This is a genomic window from Mycobacterium sp. KBS0706 (genome assembly GCF_005938675.2).
In the GTDB taxonomy this organism is placed as follows: Bacteria; Pseudomonadota; Alphaproteobacteria; order DSM-16000; family Inquilinaceae; genus Inquilinus.
In genome coordinates, this window is record NZ_VCCH02000061.1 from 1 (window position 1) to 15,537 (window position 15,537).

Annotated in this window: 19 protein-coding genes; 8 read left to right on the top strand and 11 right to left on the bottom strand. The window is 68.9% G+C overall.

Going from position 1 to position 15,537, the window contains the following annotated elements:
* Positions 1-847, bottom strand: an 847-nt coding sequence (locus tag FFK22_RS27445) for a DUF4010 domain-containing protein (RefSeq protein WP_186002683.1), incomplete at its 3' end; no start/stop codon positions are given.
* Between the two features lie 230 nt (positions 848-1,077).
* Here FFK22_RS27445 and FFK22_RS27450 point away from each other — a divergent pair.
* Positions 1,078-1,620: a DUF1097 domain-containing protein gene (locus FFK22_RS27450; protein ID WP_138890114.1), complete on the top strand. Its 543-nt coding sequence runs from the start codon at positions 1,078-1,080 to the stop codon at positions 1,618-1,620.
* A 51-nt stretch (positions 1,621-1,671) separates the two neighbouring features.
* On the opposite strand, the gene gatB is transcribed toward FFK22_RS27450, so the two are convergent.
* The 3 genes from gatB to FFK22_RS27465 all read right to left on the bottom strand — a co-directional run bounded on the left by gatB (position 1,672) and on the right by FFK22_RS27465 (position 4,919).
* Complete coding sequence (gene gatB, locus FFK22_RS27455; protein WP_138890113.1) at positions 1,672-3,126, bottom strand: Asp-tRNA(Asn)/Glu-tRNA(Gln) amidotransferase subunit GatB; 1,455 nt, start codon at positions 3,124-3,126, stop codon at positions 1,672-1,674.
* Between the two features lie 82 nt (positions 3,127-3,208).
* The gene (locus tag FFK22_RS27460; RefSeq protein WP_138890112.1) at positions 3,209-3,694 is read right to left on the bottom strand and encodes a RidA family protein; all 486 of its coding nucleotides are present in this window, start codon (positions 3,692-3,694) and stop codon (positions 3,209-3,211) included.
* Between the two features lie 49 nt (positions 3,695-3,743).
* A complete protein-coding gene (locus FFK22_RS27465; protein ID WP_138890111.1) occupies positions 3,744-4,919 on the bottom strand; it encodes an FAD-binding oxidoreductase in 1,176 nt (391 codons plus the stop codon).
* A 228-nt stretch (positions 4,920-5,147) separates the two neighbouring features.
* On the opposite strand from FFK22_RS27465, the gene FFK22_RS27470 reads away from it, so the two are divergent.
* Positions 5,148-5,696: a helix-turn-helix domain-containing protein gene (locus FFK22_RS27470; protein ID WP_186002684.1), complete on the top strand. Its 549-nt coding sequence runs from the start codon at positions 5,148-5,150 to the stop codon at positions 5,694-5,696.
* Positions 5,697-5,858: 162 nt separating this feature from the next.
* Here FFK22_RS27470 and FFK22_RS27475 read toward each other — a convergent pair whose 3' ends face one another.
* The 5 genes from FFK22_RS27475 to gatC all read right to left on the bottom strand — a co-directional run bounded on the left by FFK22_RS27475 (position 5,859) and on the right by gatC (position 9,793).
* Positions 5,859-6,422: an NADPH-dependent FMN reductase gene (locus FFK22_RS27475; protein WP_138890109.1), complete on the bottom strand. Its 564-nt coding sequence runs from the start codon at positions 6,420-6,422 to the stop codon at positions 5,859-5,861.
* A gap of 74 nt (positions 6,423-6,496) precedes the next feature.
* Entirely contained in the window at positions 6,497-7,297 is an 801-nt protein-coding gene (locus tag FFK22_RS27480) for a class I SAM-dependent methyltransferase (protein ID WP_138890108.1), read from the bottom strand.
* A 233-nt stretch (positions 7,298-7,530) separates the two neighbouring features.
* Positions 7,531-8,028: a GNAT family N-acetyltransferase gene (locus FFK22_RS27485; protein WP_138890107.1), complete on the bottom strand. Its 498-nt coding sequence runs from the start codon at positions 8,026-8,028 to the stop codon at positions 7,531-7,533.
* Between the two features lie 2 nt (positions 8,029-8,030).
* Positions 8,031-9,506, bottom strand: coding sequence for an Asp-tRNA(Asn)/Glu-tRNA(Gln) amidotransferase subunit GatA (gene gatA / locus FFK22_RS27490; RefSeq protein WP_138890106.1), 1,476 nt, complete (start codon positions 9,504-9,506; stop codon positions 8,031-8,033).
* Entirely contained in the window at positions 9,506-9,793 is a 288-nt protein-coding gene (gene gatC, locus FFK22_RS27495; protein ID WP_034839555.1) for an Asp-tRNA(Asn)/Glu-tRNA(Gln) amidotransferase subunit GatC, read from the bottom strand. Before gatC ends, gatA begins: the two co-directional genes overlap by 1 nt.
* A gap of 704 nt (positions 9,794-10,497) precedes the next feature.
* Here gatC and ruvX point away from each other — a divergent pair.
* Positions 10,498-10,980: a Holliday junction resolvase RuvX gene (ruvX, locus tag FFK22_RS27500; protein WP_221938895.1), complete on the top strand. Its 483-nt coding sequence runs from the start codon at positions 10,498-10,500 to the stop codon at positions 10,978-10,980.
* A 4-nt stretch (positions 10,981-10,984) separates the two neighbouring features.
* Here ruvX and FFK22_RS27505 read toward each other — a convergent pair whose 3' ends face one another.
* Together FFK22_RS27505 and FFK22_RS27510 are read right to left on the bottom strand one after the other, a co-directional pair.
* On the bottom strand, positions 10,985-11,389 hold the full coding sequence (locus FFK22_RS27505; RefSeq protein ID WP_138890105.1) for a lysozyme inhibitor LprI family protein: 405 nt from the start codon (positions 11,387-11,389) through the stop codon (positions 10,985-10,987).
* Between the two features lie 75 nt (positions 11,390-11,464).
* Positions 11,465-12,802: a PLP-dependent aminotransferase family protein gene (locus FFK22_RS27510; RefSeq protein ID WP_221938896.1), complete on the bottom strand. Its 1,338-nt coding sequence runs from the start codon at positions 12,800-12,802 to the stop codon at positions 11,465-11,467.
* A 131-nt stretch (positions 12,803-12,933) separates the two neighbouring features.
* Between FFK22_RS27510 and FFK22_RS27515 the strand changes: the two genes are divergently transcribed.
* The 5 genes from FFK22_RS27515 to FFK22_RS27530 all read left to right on the top strand — a co-directional run bounded on the left by FFK22_RS27515 (position 12,934) and on the right by FFK22_RS27530 (position 15,421).
* A complete protein-coding gene (locus FFK22_RS27515; protein WP_138890104.1) occupies positions 12,934-13,146 on the top strand; it encodes a DUF1127 domain-containing protein in 213 nt (70 codons plus the stop codon).
* Between the two features lie 79 nt (positions 13,147-13,225).
* Positions 13,226-14,056 carry an AraC family transcriptional regulator gene (locus FFK22_RS27520; protein ID WP_138890103.1) on the top strand — a complete coding sequence of 277 codons (831 nt, stop codon included), beginning with the start codon at positions 13,226-13,228 and terminating at the stop codon, positions 14,054-14,056.
* Between the two features lie 100 nt (positions 14,057-14,156).
* On the top strand, positions 14,157-14,306 hold the full coding sequence (locus FFK22_RS43240; protein ID WP_186002685.1) for a hypothetical protein: 150 nt from the start codon (positions 14,157-14,159) through the stop codon (positions 14,304-14,306).
* A 3-nt stretch (positions 14,307-14,309) separates the two neighbouring features.
* Positions 14,310-15,176 carry an alpha/beta fold hydrolase gene (locus FFK22_RS27525; RefSeq protein ID WP_138890102.1) on the top strand — a complete coding sequence of 289 codons (867 nt, stop codon included), beginning with the start codon at positions 14,310-14,312 and terminating at the stop codon, positions 15,174-15,176.
* A 41-nt stretch (positions 15,177-15,217) separates the two neighbouring features.
* Positions 15,218-15,421, top strand: coding sequence for a DUF1127 domain-containing protein (locus tag FFK22_RS27530; protein WP_138890101.1), 204 nt, complete (start codon positions 15,218-15,220; stop codon positions 15,419-15,421).
* Positions 15,422-15,537: the final 116 nt, after the last annotated feature.

Sequence of the window (15,537 nt, forward strand, 5' to 3'; positions counted from 1 at the left end):
GCCACAGGCCGCAGCCGATCGCCACCAGCGCGGCGCCGGCCAGGGATGCCGCCAGGGCCAGGAACAGCGGCGGGTGCAGGACCAGGACCAGCACCGCGACGCGGATCACCATCACCGCCCAGGCGGCGACGATGCCGGCGGCCAGCGCCGGCGCCGCCTGCGGCGCGGCCTGCGCCTGCCTGGCGAAGACCAGGGTCAGCGCGGTGGAGGAGACCAACCCGCCGAGCAGCCCGGTCAGCAGCGTCCCGACCCGGGGGCCGGCGATGCGCACCGCGGCGTAGCCGGCGAAGGAGAGGCCGGCGACCAGCACCACCAGCCACCAGATCTTGGCCGGGTTGATCGCCTGCCACGGATCGAGCGTCCGGTCCGGCAGGAACGGCGGCACCACCACCGCGAACAGCAGGAACTGCAGCGCCGCCGCGGTCTCGGCCGGGGTGAAGCGCTCCAGCCAGCCATGCAGCCGGGCCTTCTCGCGCAGCAGCAGGGCCACGACCACGGCCCCGCCCACGCCGATCAGGTCGCGCCCGATCCCGGCGGCGGCGCCGAGCAGGGCGGTGACCAGCAGCGCGACCTCGGTGGTCAGGCCCAGGCTGCCCGCCTCGCGCAGATAGGCGGCCAGCATGTAGGCCCCGATCCCCGCCAGGAACAGCAGCAGCGGGCCGGGCCCGAGATCCGCCGCCAGGAAGGCTGCGACGCCGGCGCCGAAGCCGGTGATGGCGAAGGTGCGCAGCCCGGCGGCGCGCTGGCCCTCGGGCCGGTCGCGGTCGGTCCAGCCGCGCTCCAGCCCGATGATCAGGCCGACGGCGAGGGCAGCGCCGAGGTGGAGGGCCGAAGATGTCTCATCCATCCGCACTCTCCCCTGCGCCGCCGATCCGGCGACCATAGCCGAAAGCCCGGACGCCGCGAACCGAAGGATGGCACGCCGCCATCGCCGGAAGAATTCGGACGGCGACCCAGGACCTCCGTCCTCAATCGATCCAAGAACTCATACTTTGTTACAGTATGCATTCGGATGATTTGCATCCAATAATATGCCTCCGCCTGAAAACAACAATATTCGGCTGGGGGAGGGTCGCCATGTCCAAATTGCTAGCTCTGTCCTTGAGCATAGCGGTGCTCGGTGCTGTGTGGGCATTCCTCGCTCTGGGGCCGCTCGCCGGCTTCGTCCTGGTCTGGGCCGGGTTCATCGCCTGGGGATGCTTCTTCCACTCCGGCGCCGACGAGAAGGCGCTGAGCCGGACGATCGTCGGCAATGCCTATGGCGCCGTGCTCGCCTGGATCGCGCTTTTGATCATCGTCCATGTCCCGATGCCGGCGCTCGGCACGGTGTGGCCGGCCATCGTCGTCGGCGTCACCGTCTTCTTCCTGGTGATCGTCGCCTCGGTCGACCTGCTGTCGGTGGTTCCGGCCAATGTCTACGGCTATGCCGCGACCGTGGCCTATTCGCTGCATCAGGGCGCCGGCGCCGACGGCATCGGACCGCTGCAGCGCCTGACCACGGCCAGCGCCGCCAACCCGCTGGTCCTGCTGATCGTCTCGATGGTGTTCGGCGCGGTGTTCGGCTACGCCTCGGCCAAGCTGGCCGGGGCGCTGGCCAGCAAGTCCAGCGCCCCGGCCTAGCCGCTCCGATCGATCCGCCGGCCTCGTGCGTGACGAGGCCGGCGGGCGGGATCAGCCGTTCAGCTTGGTCTTCAAAAGCTCGTTCAGCATCGCCGGGTTGGCCTTGCCGCCCGAGGCCTTCATCACCTGGCCGACGAAGAAGCCGAACAGCTTGTCCTTGCCCGAGCGGTACTCGGCCACCTTGTCGGCCTGGGCCGCCATCACCTGGTCGATCACCGCCTCGATCGCGCCGGTGTCGGTGACCTGCTTCAGCCCCTTGGCCTCGACGATGGCGCCGGCGTCCTGCCCGGTCTCCATCATCTCGGCGAAGACGTCCTTGGCGATGCGCCCGGAGATGGTGTTGTCGGCGATCAGATCGACCAAGCCGCCCAGCTGCTCGGCCGAGACCGGGCTGTCCTCGATCTCCTTGCCGGCCTTGGCCAGGCCGCCGAACAGCTCGTTGATCACCCAGTTGGCGGCCAGCTTCGGGTCGCGCCCCTTGGCCGCGCGCTCGTAGAAGAAGGCCTTGGCCTGCTCGGCCACCAGCACGCCGGCATCATAGGCCGACAGGCCGTATTCGCCGATGAAGCGCGCCTTCTTCTCGTCCGGCAGCTCCGGCAGGGTCGCGGCGATGCGCTCGACGAAGCCGTCCTCCAGCACCAGCGGCAGCAGGTCCGGGTCCGGGAAGTAGCGGTAGTCATGCGCATCTTCCTTGGTGCGCAGCGACCGCGTCTCGCCCTTGTTCGGGTCCCACAGCCGGGTCTCCTGGTTGATGGCCCCGCCGCCCTCGATGATCTCGACCTGGCGCTGGGCCTCGAACTCGATCGCCGACATGACATGGCGGATCGAGTTGACGTTCTTGACCTCGCAGCGGGTGCCGAATTCGGTGTCGCCGACGCGGCGCACCGACACGTTGACGTCGCAGCGCATGGAGCCTTCCTCCATGTTGCCGTCGCAGGTGCCGAGATAGCGCAGGATCGACCGCAGCTTGCGGAGATAGGCCGAGGCGTCGTCCGGGCTGCGCAGGTCGGGCTCGGACACGATTTCCATCAGTGCCACGCCGGACCGGTTCAGGTCGACGAAGGTCTCGCGCGGCGACTGGTCGTGCAGGCTCTTGCCCGCATCCTGCTCGAGATGCAGCCGGGTGATGCCGACGGTGCGGGCCGACCCGTCCGGCAGGTCCAGCACGATCTCGCCGGTGCCGACGATCGGGTCCTTGTACTGGCTGATCTGGTAGCCCTGCGGCAGGTCCGCGTAAAAGTAGTTCTTGCGGTCGAACACCGAGCGACGGTTGATCTGCGCCTTGAGGCCGAGGCCGGTCTTCACCGCCTGCTCGACGCAATGGTCGTTGATCACCGGCAGCATGCCGGGCATGGCGGCGTCGACCAGGCTGACCTGGCTGTTCGGGGCCGCGCCGAAATCGGTCGCAGCGCCGGAGAACAGCTTGGCCTTGGAGATGACCTGGGCATGGACTTCGAGCCCGATCACCGTCTCCCAGGTGCCCGTCTCGCCCTCGATCGTGTACATGGAACCGCTCGCACTACCGTCCGGAAGCGAGACAGGGAGCGCGGAAGGGGTCCCGCTGTCAACATTATGTTGAACAGCCACCCTAAGGTTGAATGGCGACCTCCGCCTCGATCTCGACCGCCAGGCCGAAGGGCAGCCCGGCCATGCCGACGGCGGAGCGGGAATGCGCCCCGCGCTCCGGCCCGAAGACCTCGACGATCAGGTCGGTGAAGCCGTTGATCACCAGCGGATAGCGGTTGAAGGACGGCGCCGCATTGACCATGCCGAAGGCGCGCAGCCAGGCGGTGATGCGGTCGAGGTCGCCGAGCGCGTCCTTGAGGCTGGCGAGGATGGCGAGGCCGGTCAGCCGCGCGGCCTGGTAGCCCTGCTCCTCCGTCAGCTCCTGCCCGACCTTGCCGAGCAGTGGTGCCAGCGACCCGTCCGGCGCCAGGGCGCCATGGCCGGAGACATAGGCCCGGTCGCCATGCACGCGGACCCAGGGGAAGCTCAGCTTCACCCCCGGCGGCAGCTGGATCGGCGCCGGCAGCTGCAGCCCCAGCGCGCTCAATTTCGCCTCGATCTCGGCCATCGGTGAATCTCCCTATGCGTGCCGGCCGATGCTACAGGCCGGCCGCGCGTCAGACCACGTTGAGCTCGACGATCGGCCGGTTCTCCAGGATGCGGGTGAAGGCGAAGGGCGACAGGTCGAGGCTGCGGAAGCCGCCATGGGCGATCAGCTCGGCCACGCCGCGGCCTGCGGCAGGCGACTGCTGCAGCCCGTGGCCGGAGAAGCCGTTGGCGAAAATCAGGTTCGGCAGGTCGGGATGCGGCCCGATGATGGCATTGTGATCGACCGTGTTCATCTCGTAGTGGCCCGCCCAGGAGTTCACCACCTTCAGGCTCTCGAAGGCCGGCACCCGCTCGGCCAAAGCCGGCCACATCATCTCGTCGAACAGGCCGTGGTCGACCGTCAGGTCCTCGGTGTCCGGGTCCTCGCCCAGGGGCGGGGCGCCGCAGATGAACAGGTTGCCCTCGGGCCGGAACCAGACGCCCGAAGGGTCGATCACCAGCGGGCAGCCCGCCAGCATCCGCCGGCAGTCGAACACGAAGACGCAGCGTTTGCGGCCCTCGACCGGCAGGTCGATCCCGGCCAGCGCCGCGACCTTGCCGGCCTGCGGCCCGGCGGCGTTGACCAGCATGCCGCAGCCGATGCGGCCACCCTGCGCCAGGGTCACGCCGGTGACCCGGCCGCCGGCCCGGTCGATGCCGGTGACGGTGTCGGCGATGTAGGTGGCGCCGAGCGACCGGGCCTTGCGCTTGAACGCCTGCAGCAGGCTGTAGCCGTCGAACCAGCCCTCGCCGGCCAGGCCGAGCGAGCCGGCGGAGAGGCCGTCGACATTGAGCCAGGGGAAACGTTCAGCCAGCCGGTCCGGCGCCATCAGGTCGACGGCGACGCCCTCCCCGACCTGCATCTCGTGATTGGCCTGCAGCACCGGCAGACCGGCCGGGGTGGCGAGGAACAGGTAGCCCTTCTCGTGGAAGCCGAAATCCGGCACCTCGCCCTCGACCTCGAGCCAGCGCTCGGGGTGCTTCAGCACCTCCAGCCCGAAGCGCGACACCGCGACATTGAAGGGGGTGGAGAATTGCTGCCGGATCGAGGAGGCGGAGAGCGCCGAGGACGCGGTGCGGTAGGTCGGGTCGCGCTCGACCACCGCGACGGTGCCGCCGAAGCCCGGCTCCAGCATCAGGAAGCAGGCGACGGCGCTGCCGATGGCGCCGCCGCCGATGATGACCACGTCGAAGCTGTCCGCCATGCCCGCACCCTGTCTTCGCCGCCTTCCCTCCCCCGTCATCCCCGCGAAAGCGGGGATCTCCAACCGGGTGTCTCGACGAGATTCCCGCTTTCGCGGGGATGACGGGGAAGGTGGATTGGATCCGTCACACCTAGACTAAGGAGGAGCGACGCGCAATCAGGAATTTTCCGATCGGAAACAGATGCAGGCCGCTGCGGCGCATGCTTAGCTCCACGCATGAACAGTGACGTGCCCCAGAGCCTTGGCCCGCGGCTGAAAGCGTTGCGCCGGACCCGCGGCTGGACGCTGGAGGCGGCGTCCGAGCGCACCGGCCTGGCCAAGTCAACCCTGTCGAAGATCGAGAACGGCCGGATGTCGCCGACGGTCGAGGTGCTGCTGAAGCTGTCGCAGGGCTTCGGTGTCGATATGGCAGGACTGTTCGGCGAGGCCCGGCCGGCCCCGGCGGGGCGCAGCCTGACCCGGGCCGGCACCGGGCCGCGCTACGAGACCCGCAGCTACAGCCACGAGCTCCTGGGCGCCGACTTGGCGGACAAACGCATCACCCCGGTGCGCGCCCGGGTCAAGGCCCGGAGCCTGCTGGACTACGGCCCGCTGGACCAGCATGAGGGCCAGCAGTTCCTGCTGGTCCTGTCCGGCGCGGTGACGATGCATTTCGCCGGCGAGGCGCCGTTCCGCCTGGCCGCCGGCGACAGCCTCTATTTCGACGCCCGCACCCCGCACGCCCTCCTCTCCGACGGGCCGCTGGAGGCGGAGATCCTGTGGATCCATGCGGGGTGAGGCCTCCCCCTCACCCTCCCGTTGCCGACGCAACGGCACCCTCCCTCTCCCCGAGGAGAGGGGAAAAGCAACGCGGCCAATATGCCTCTCCTTGGGGAGAGGTCGAAATCGCGCAGCGATTTCGGGTGAGGGGGCGGCGCCGGCCGACAAACCCGGAGCGGCCTATCCCCGCAGCGGCTTCAGCGCCTCGGCCCAGCGGGCCAGCTCGTCCAACATCGCGGTCGCGGCCTTGGCCTGGCCCTCGGGGAGGGTGAGCTTGCCGTCGGCCAGCGAATTCCAGGCCATCGGGATCGACACCGCCTCGGTCAGCGGCACCACCTTCAGAGTGGTCAGGGTCAGCTTCTCGGCCTGGACGGCGCGCATGCCGCCGGAGGCGCCGCCATAGCTGACGAAGCCGGCCGGCTTGTAGTTCCATTCCAGGTACAGGTAGTTCAGCGCGTTCAAGAGCGCCGGCGGCGGGCCGAAATTGTATTCCGGCGTGACGAAGACGAAGGCGTCGGCGGCGCTGACGCTGGCGGCCCAGCGCCTGGTGTGCTCATGCACATAGCGTTGCAGCCGCGGATGCTCCGGCTCGTCGAACACCGGCAGGTCGAACTCCTTGAGGTCGACCAGCGACGCGTCGAACTGGCCATGGCCGGCGGCGATCTCCTGGAACCAGGAGGCGACCACCAGGCCGATCCGGGTCGGCCGGGTGCTGCAGATGATGGTGTGGAGCTTCAAGGGCACAACGCTCTCCCGGTGCGACGGAGATTGGACGATGGGCCGCGATCTTTGCGACGGCCGACGCAAGCGCACAAGCGCTATTCGGTTTCCGGCCGGCGGGCGATCAGGGCCGAGGAGGTGACCACCTCGGCCACCATGCCGTCGGCCTCATACTCCGCCATCAGCCCTTCGATCTCGGCGATCAGCGCCGTGACCCGGTCGCCGATCCGGTCCGGCGCGGTGCCGGACATCGACAGGGCACGGTCGATCAGCGTCTCGGTCGGAATCCGCCGCCGCTCGATCACCGCCACCTCCTCCAGCCGGCTGAACGGCGAGTCGAGCAGCACCGCGGTATGGTTGAGCCAGTCCGTGGACCGCAGCATCGCCCGGGCGCTGTCGCCCCCGGCATAGCGTTCGATCAGGTCGCGAAACGGCTTCACCCAGCGATTGTCGGGCACCTTCGGATGGTCGTCATGGATCAGCACCACGGCGCCCTCGGGATCGATCATGGCGTCGAGGCGGCGCAGCGTCTCGACCCGGTCCATCCAGTGGAAGGAGCGCCCCATCGTCACCAGCCGGAAGCGGCCGAGCTCCGGCCCCAGATCGTAGGAACTGCCCTGCTGCAAAGCGACCCGGACTCCGGCCCGCTCCGCCGTCTCCGCCGCGACCGCGAGCATCTCGGGCTCCGGATCGATGCCGACGACCTCGCCGGCGAAGGGGGCAAGCGCCACCGCGATCTGGCCCGGACCGCAGCCGAGATCCAGCACCCGATGCTCGCCGCCGAGGCCGCAGGTCCGGGCGATGCGCGGGAACAGGCCGGCGGCATAGGCCGGCCGACCCTGCAGGTAATGGGCGGCCGCGGTGCGGAATCGCCGCGGCGTGAAGGGAATCGTGGTCATGGACCGGCCTCCTGCGGATGTGCCGGCGCTCCCCTTCCCCGCGCCTTGCCTCGGCATAGCAGCTTTCGATGACGGTCCGAAGACGACAGGGCGCCGCAAGCGCCAGCGCCACCCCCTTCACCGTCATGGCGAGGAGCGAAGCGACGTGGCCATCCAGAGATCGAGCCGCTGGATGGCCACGCCGCTTTGGGGCTCGCCATGACGGCTTAAGCCTTTCGGTATCGCGATGGAGCTTACAGGAACCGGATGCGCAGCTCGTCGTCATAGGCGCGGTCGCCGATCCGCAGCGCGCCCGGCTCGACGCCGTAGACGGTGAAGCCGTGCCGCTCATAGAGGCGGCGCGCCGGCTCGGCCTCGGTGATCACCGCAAGCAGCACGGCGTCGAGGCCTTCGGCCCGGGCATGGTCCAGCACGGCCTCGACCAGCGCGTCGGCGGCGCCGGTGCCGCGTGCCTCGGGCCGGACATACATCCGCACCAGCGTGCCGCGGTGGCGGCGCTTGACCCCGCTCTCCCGCGCCAGCCCGACGAGGCCGAGCAGCCGGCCGTCACGCTCGGCCGCGAAGGTCGGCACCTCGGTCACGCGCCGGACGAAGTCGTCGAGCGACAGGCCAGCTTCCGTCTCATAGGTGGAGCCGAACGCCTCGGGATGGCGTTCCAGCCCCTCCAGCCGGATTTCGCGATAGGCCGCGGCATCCGCAGGGCCGAGCCGGCGGATGCTGAAGCCGGTCATCGTCAGGACATCGTCTGCGGCAGGGCGGTGAAGCCGGACGCCTGCTCCATCACCTCGGCGACGCGCAGGATCGTCTCCTCGTCGAAGGGGCGGCCGAGCAGCTGCAGCCCGAGCGGCAGCCCGTCATCGCCGAGGCCGGCCGGCACCGACAGGCCGGGCAGCCCGGCCAGCGACGCCGGCACGGTGAAGACGTCGTTGAGATACATCGCGATCGGGTCGTCCTGCTTCTCGCCGATGGCGAAGGCGGTGCTTGGCGCCGTCGGCGTCAGGATCACGTCGCACTGCTTGTAGGCCTCGGTGAAGTCGCGGGCGATCAGCGTCCGCAGCTTCTGCGCCTTGGTGTAGTAGGCGTCGTAATAGCCGGCCGACAGCACATAGGTGCCGATCATCACCCGGCGCTTGACCTCGCGGCCGAAGCCGGCGGCGCGGGTGTTCTCATACAGCTCGTTCAGCGACCCGCCGGTCTCGCGCAGGCCGTAGCGGACGCCGTCATAGCGCGCCAGGTTGGACGACGCCTCGGCCGGGGCGACGATGTAGTAGGTCGGCAGCGCGTATTTGGTGTGCGGCAGCGAGACCTCGACGATCTCCGCCCCCGCCGCGCGCAGCCAGTCGGCACCCTGCTGCCAGACGCGCTCGATCTCGGCCGGCATGCCGTCGACCCGGTATTCCTTCGGGATGCCGACCTTCAGGCCACGGATGTCGCCGGTCAGCGCCGCCTCGAAATCGGGCACCGCCATATCGACGCTGGTCGAATCCTTCGGGTCGAAGCCGGCCATCGAGCGCAGCATGATCGCCGCGTCCCGCACCGTGCGCGCCATCGGCCCGGCCTGGTCGAGCGAGGAGGCGAAGGCGACCACGCCCCAGCGCGAGCAGCGGCCATAGGTCGGCTTGATGCCGACGATGCCGGTGAAGGCCGCCGGCTGGCGGATCGACCCGCCGGTGTCGGTGCCGGTCGCCGCCAGCGTCATGCGCGCCGCGACCGAGGCCGCGGAGCCGCCGGAGGATCCGCCCGGCACCAGCTTGGCGTTGCTGCCGTCCTGCCGCCGCCACGGGTTCTCGACATTGCCGTAGGCGGAGGTGATGTTGGCCGAGCCCATGGCGAACTCGTCCATGTTCAGCTTGCCCAGCATCACCGCGCCGTCGCGCCACAGATGGCTGGTGACGGTCGATTCATAGGGCGGCACGAAGTTGCCGAGGATATTGCTGCCGGCCGTGGTGCGCACGCCTTCGGTGCAGAACAGGTCTTTAATCGCAATCGGCAGGCCTTCCAGCGGGCCGCCCTCGCCGCGGGCCAGCCGGGCGTCGGAGGCCTTGGCCATCTCGATCGCCTTGTCCGGCGTCTCGGTGACGAAGGCATTCAGCTCGCGCAGGCTCTCCATCGCCGCGACATGCGCGGTGGTCAGCTCGACCGAAGAGATCTCGCGCTTCTTCAGCGCGTCGCGCGCGCCGGCGAGGGTGAAGTGGGTCGGCTTTGACATCACTCGACCACCTTCGGCACGGTGAAGAACCCGGCCTTGGCCGAGGGCGCGTTGGCCAACACTTTCTCGGGATAGCCGCCGTCGGTCACCTCGTCCGGCCGGCGCCGCAGCCCCTGCTGCGCCACGCTGGTCATCGGCTCGACCCCGTCGGTGTTCACCTCGGCCAGTTGCTCGACGAAGTCCAGGATGCCGGACAGCTCGCCGGTCATGGAATCGAGCTCCGCCTCGTCGAGGCGGATGCGGGCCAGATGCGCGATCTTCGCGACGGTGGCTCTATCGAGCGACATCTACAGTTTCCGTAGGCGTTTGGGATGGACGAGATTGCTTAAGAAAGCGCGGCACGCTAGCACCTGAGTCCGGGTTAAACAAGGACAAGCGGCATGAAGCCACATACTTCATTGCACGCAAGACGACATCAACTAGGCAAAATATCTGATATGAGAAATCAAATAGACTCCGATCCAAATAAGCTTAAATATTCCAATATAATTCCTGTTATTTCATTAATTATATCTCTATTTGCAATTGGGTTGACCATCATATTTAATTTTTACTCTATAAAAAAGGATAAATTCGATATGTCTCAACGAATTATATCACTGTATATGTCACAAGATATTATACAAGATCGAATAAATCTTACCTCTATAATGGATAGAGAAATTGATCTGAACGCTGACAAGCTCGATACGGATTCATCAATTACGGAATTTTCAGAATCCGTAATTTCCAAATACCATCTAGAAAAATCCGTTAATTCTCTCGATATGGTCTATAGATCTGCCTACATATGCATAAAATCTTCCATGTGCGATGAGGACTCTATAAGAAATTTTATGTGCTCCGAAGCCATAGTTTTCTATGGGTATTTCTATTACTATACCTCGCCACCACCGCAGCTTAGGCCGGATACGGGCGACATTGTTGAAGAATTCGCATATGAGTTTTGCGAGTTCGAAGCAGCCGACAAACCCCTGGATGGACAAGGATCGTGATAGCTGAAGTTAGAGAGATCCGAGCCCTGCTGCCCCCCGGCGGGCGGCTGATCGGCCTGGATCTCGGAGAAAAGACCATCGGCATGGCGGTGTCCGACCCCGGCCTGTCGCTGGCCTCGCCGATCGGCACCATCCGCCGCACCAAGTTCACGCCGGACGCGCAGGAGCTGCTGCGCATCGTCGACGACCGCGGCGTCGCCGGGCTGGTGATCGGCCTGCCGGTCAACATGGACGGCAGCGAGGGGCCGCGCTGCCAGTCGGTGCGCGCCTTCGCCAAGGACCTGCTGAAGCTGCGTGACCTGCCGATCGCCTTCTGGGACGAGCGGCTGTCGACCATGGCGGTGCAGCGCCAGATGATCGAGTTCGACGTCACCCGGAAGAAGCGCGCCAAGGCGGTGGATACCGCGGCCGCCGCCTGGATCCTGCAGGGCGCGCTGGACGCGCTGCAGTTCGGCGGCCCGCTGCCGTCCGGCGACTGAGCGCCTATTCGGCGGCCGGCACCGGGCAGCTGAGATCCCCCTCCTCGCAGTTCAGCAGCGCCTTCAGGTCGTCGGTGCGCCGGGTGGTCTCCTGCTCCAGGCACTGCGCCACGATCATCGGGCGGGCGCTGCCGCCCTCGACGCCGGACGACATGAAGTCGCATTCGGCGTCGCGATAGGCGATCCAGGCGCGCTGGGCCGCGACCAGCGACTTGGCCGCGGCCTCGCTGTCCTTCAGCCGCGCCATGACCTGCTTGTAGGCCGCGTTCAGGGCGGCATCCGCCTTCTTGTAGGCATCGCCGGCGCATTGGTTCAGCCCGGCCTGGCTGTCGTCCGGGCAGTCCTGGGCCGCGGCGGGCAAGGCCGCCAACAGAATGGCGGCGGCGGCGGCGATCACGGGCTTGAGCATCGGCGAATCTCCTCCGGTGTCCCGGCAGCATGCGCGACTTCGCCGGTCCGATGCAGGGACAAATTCCCGCGGATGCTAGTCCACGGCGATCTGGTCCGGCTCGGTCCGCGCCAGCCGGGCCAGCGTCTCCAGCGCCTCGCGCAGCACCTCGGGCGGCGGCGAGGCCAGGGCCAGCCGCACCGCCGCCGGCGCGTGGCCCGGGCCGGCGGCATAGGCCGGGCCGGGAGTCAGGGCGATGCCCTTGCGCGCGGCCGCGGCGGCGAAGGCCTCCGCCCGCCAGCCTTCCGGCAGCTCGAGCCAGAGATGATAGGCGCGCGGGTCGCCCTGGATCTCCAGCCCGTCCAGCGCGCGGCGGGCGACCGCTTGGCGCGTGCGCGCGTCCTGCCGCTTCTCCGCCACCAGCGCCGCGACCGTGCCGTCGGCCATCCAGCGCGACGCCGCCTCGAGCGCCAGGCCGCCCGGACTCCAGGGGCCGGAGCGGATCGCCGCCACCATGCGCTCGACCAGCGCGCGCGGCGACACCGCGAAGCCCAGGGTCAGGCCGGGCGCGAGGCGTTTGGACAGGCTGTCGATCACGATCGCATGCTCCGGCGCCAACGCCGCCAGCGGCACCTCGTCGGCCAGGTAGCTGAACACCCGGTCCTCGATCGCGACCAGGTCGAGCCGCTGCAGCAGCGCCGCCAGATCCGCCCGCCGGCCCGGCGGCATCGACATGCCGAGCGGGTTGTGCAGCAGCGGCTGCAGATAGACCCCGCGCAGCGGCGCCGCGTGGTGCGCGGCCTCCAGTGCGTCCGGCCGCAGCCCCTCCGCATCCATGGCGATCGGCACCAGCGCGATGCCGAGCCGGGCGGCGATGCCCTTGATCACCGGATAGGTCAGCGCCTCGACCCCGACCCGGCCGCCGACCGGCGCCAGCGCCGATAGCGCCGCCGCGATCGCCTGACGGCCATTGCCGGCGAAGAGCACACGAGCCGGCTCCGGCGACCAGCCGGGCTGGGCCAGAAACGAAGCCGCCACCGCCCGTGCCGCCTGGGTGCCGGCGGCCGGCACCGCCCCCAGCGCCAGGCCCAGCGCGTCCGGCCGCAGCAGCGCCTGCAGCCCCTGCGCCAGGATGGCCGGCTGATCGGGCAGGATCGGGAAGCTGGATTCGAGGTTGATCGGCGCCTGCCAGGGCTCGGCCAGCACCGAGGCCGGCACCGGCGCGGCGGCGCGGACGAAGGTGCCGCGCCCGACCTCGCCCGACACCAGCCCGCGCCGGGTCAGCTCGGCATAGACCCGGGCGGCCGTCGAGGCGGCGATGCCGCGGCGATAGGCGAAGTCGCGCTGCGGCGGCAGCCGGTCGCCCGGGCGCAATTGCCCCGAGGCGATCTCGCCGGCGACGGCGTCGGCAATGGAGCGGAAATCGTCCAGCATGCTAAATTGCTCCGAGAGCAATACAGTGATTGCACCGACATCATGCCCGGAGCAATCTCCGAATGCAATCCCGCAATTGCGGCGTCTGGGCATGGGCCCCCCGCCGGCTGCGGGCCAACAGGAGACCTTCCATGTCGACGCGCGTTGTCGAGCGCCGCGTTCCCCGCTCTGCCCTGTCCGATCCCGTGGCCTTCGCCGGGCTTGGGCAGATCTTCGGCCTCTGGCTGCGGCGCGCGCGAACCCGACGCCAGCTCGACTCGCTGAGCGACCATGAGCTGCGCGACCTCGGCCTCGATCGCGGCGCCGCCACGCGCGAGGCGGCAAAACCGTTCTGGCGAGGCTGAGCCTCGCCTGCTACCGGCCGGCAGGGTATGGTGGCGCCCAGCCCCTGCCCTGCCGGAGGCGGCACCCTGCCGCAGCCCGATGAGCGATATCTCGGCCGACACCCTGCTGCAGACCGAGACCGTCGCCATCCGCGACGTCGCCTGCGACGGCGCGTGCCGGCACAGGAGCGCCGAGGAATGCGCGGCAGCCACCCATCTGGTGTTTCCGTATCGCGGCGTCTTCGTCCGTCATCTCGGCAGCGACGACGCCGTGGGCGAGGCCAACCAGGTGCTCTTCTTCAACCCGGACGAGGGCTACCGGATCAGCCATCCGGTCGAAGGCGGCGATTCCTGCCTGGACCTGGTGGTCGAGGACGCGCTGCTGCGCGAACTGGCGCCGCCGGAGCTGCTGCAGGACGGCGCGGCGACGGCGTTCCGCCCGCATCGGCTGCGCATCGATGCGCGCAGCCAGGCCCTGGTGGCGCTGCTGCGGCATAGCCTGAGGCGCGAGGCCGCCGAGACGCTGGAGGCGGAGACCCTGGCCCTGACCCTGGTGCGGCGCGCCATCGGCGAGCGCACCTCGCACAAGGCCGGGGCCAGCCGCAGCCTGCAGAAGCTGGTCGACCGGGCCAAGCTGGCGCTGTCCGCCGACCTGGCGCGGCGCTGGACCCTGGCCGAGATCGCCGCCGAGGTCGGCGTCTCGCCGGTCTACCTGACCCAGGTGTTCCGGCAGGTCGAGGGCATGCCGCTATATCGCTACCAGCTGCGCCTGCGGCTGGCACGGGCGCTGGACCTGCTGGGCCGGTACGACGACCTGACCGCCCTCGGCCTCGATCTCGGCTTCTCCAGCCACAGCCATTTCAGCGCCGCCTTCCGCCAGGCCTATGGCCGCAGCCCGGCGGAATTCCAGCGCTCGGTCCGGCTGCGCTGACCGGCCTCGCCAAAAATCCCTAAAGAATCCGACAGCGGCCCCGCCGCCCGGAATGCTCTCCTTCCCTTGCCCGGACATCGGGCGGAGAAGGAGAACCTTCATGAGCGAGAGAACCTGCGCGGCCTGCGACTGCGAGCTCGATGCCGAGACGATCAAGGTGACGATCGGCGGCCAGACGGTGGAGGTGTGCTGCGAGGACTGCGCCCGGGCGCTGCGCGAGGCCGACGCCTCGACCGCAAGCGGGGAGTGATCGATGCGCTCCCTGGAAGCGGTGATCGAGACGCGCCGCGTCGCGACGCCGTCGGGCAGCATCGCCTATGCCGAGGCAGGCGCCGGGCCGGTGGCTCTGTTCGTCCACGGCGTGCTGCTGAACGGCCATCTGTGGCGGCACCAGCTGGCGCAGCTGTCGGATATCCGCCGCTGCATCGCCGTCGACCTGCTGGCCCATGGCGACACCGAGATCGCGCCCGGCCAGGATGTGTCGGTGACCGCCAATGCCGTGATGCTGCGCGAATTCCTCGATGCGCTCAGCATCGAGCAGGTCGACCTGGTCGGCAATGACAGCGGCGGCGGCATCGCCCAGATCTTCGCGGCGACCAACCCCGAACGGGTGCGCAGCCTGGCCCTGACCGACTGCGACGCGCATGACAACTGGCCGCCCGAGGCGTTCAAGCCCTTCCTGGCGATGGCGGCGGCCGGCGGCCTGCGCGGCGCCCTCGACGCGATGCTGGCGGACAAGGACGTCTACCGCTCGGCCGGAGCCCTCGGCCCGGCCTATGAGCATCCCGGGCGGGTGACCGACGACGACATCGAGACCTATCTGCGGCCGCTGGTGCGCAGCGCGGCGCGCACCGACGACTTCCGGCGCTTCCTCGCCGCCTTCGACGGCCGCCACACGCTGGCGGTCGAGGACCGGCTGCGGACCCTGGCGGCGCCGACCCTGATCGTCTGGGGCACCGACGACGTCTATTTCGACGTCAAGTGGTCGCACTGGCTGGCCGAGACGATCCCGGGCACCCGCAGGCGCGTCGAGCTGAAGGGCGCGCGGCTGTTCTTCCCCGAGGAACGCGCGGTCGAGCTCAACCAGGAGCTGCGCGCGCATTGGGGCCTTCGGCGCTAGCCGGCCCCGTCCGCAGCCCTTCCCTCTGCAGGAGAGACACCATGTCGACCTACGCCTTCGAGCGTCAGGCCGCTACCGCTCGCCCCGGCTTCGCCACGGGCCTGATGCAACAGGTCGCGCTGTGGCTGCGCCGGTCGCGCACCCGCCCCCGGCTGTGGACGCTGAGCGACCACGAGCTGCGCGACCTCGGCCTCGAGCGCGGCACCGCCGACCGCGAGGCGCTCAGGCCGTTCTGGAGAGGTTAGAGCAGAATGAATTGAGGTTGGATCACGTCAATGCAATCGGGCAGGAGCTGACGGGATGTCGAGCATCTTCAGATTACCTCTCCCGCCTGGCGGGAGAGGTCGGGATCGCGTCAGCG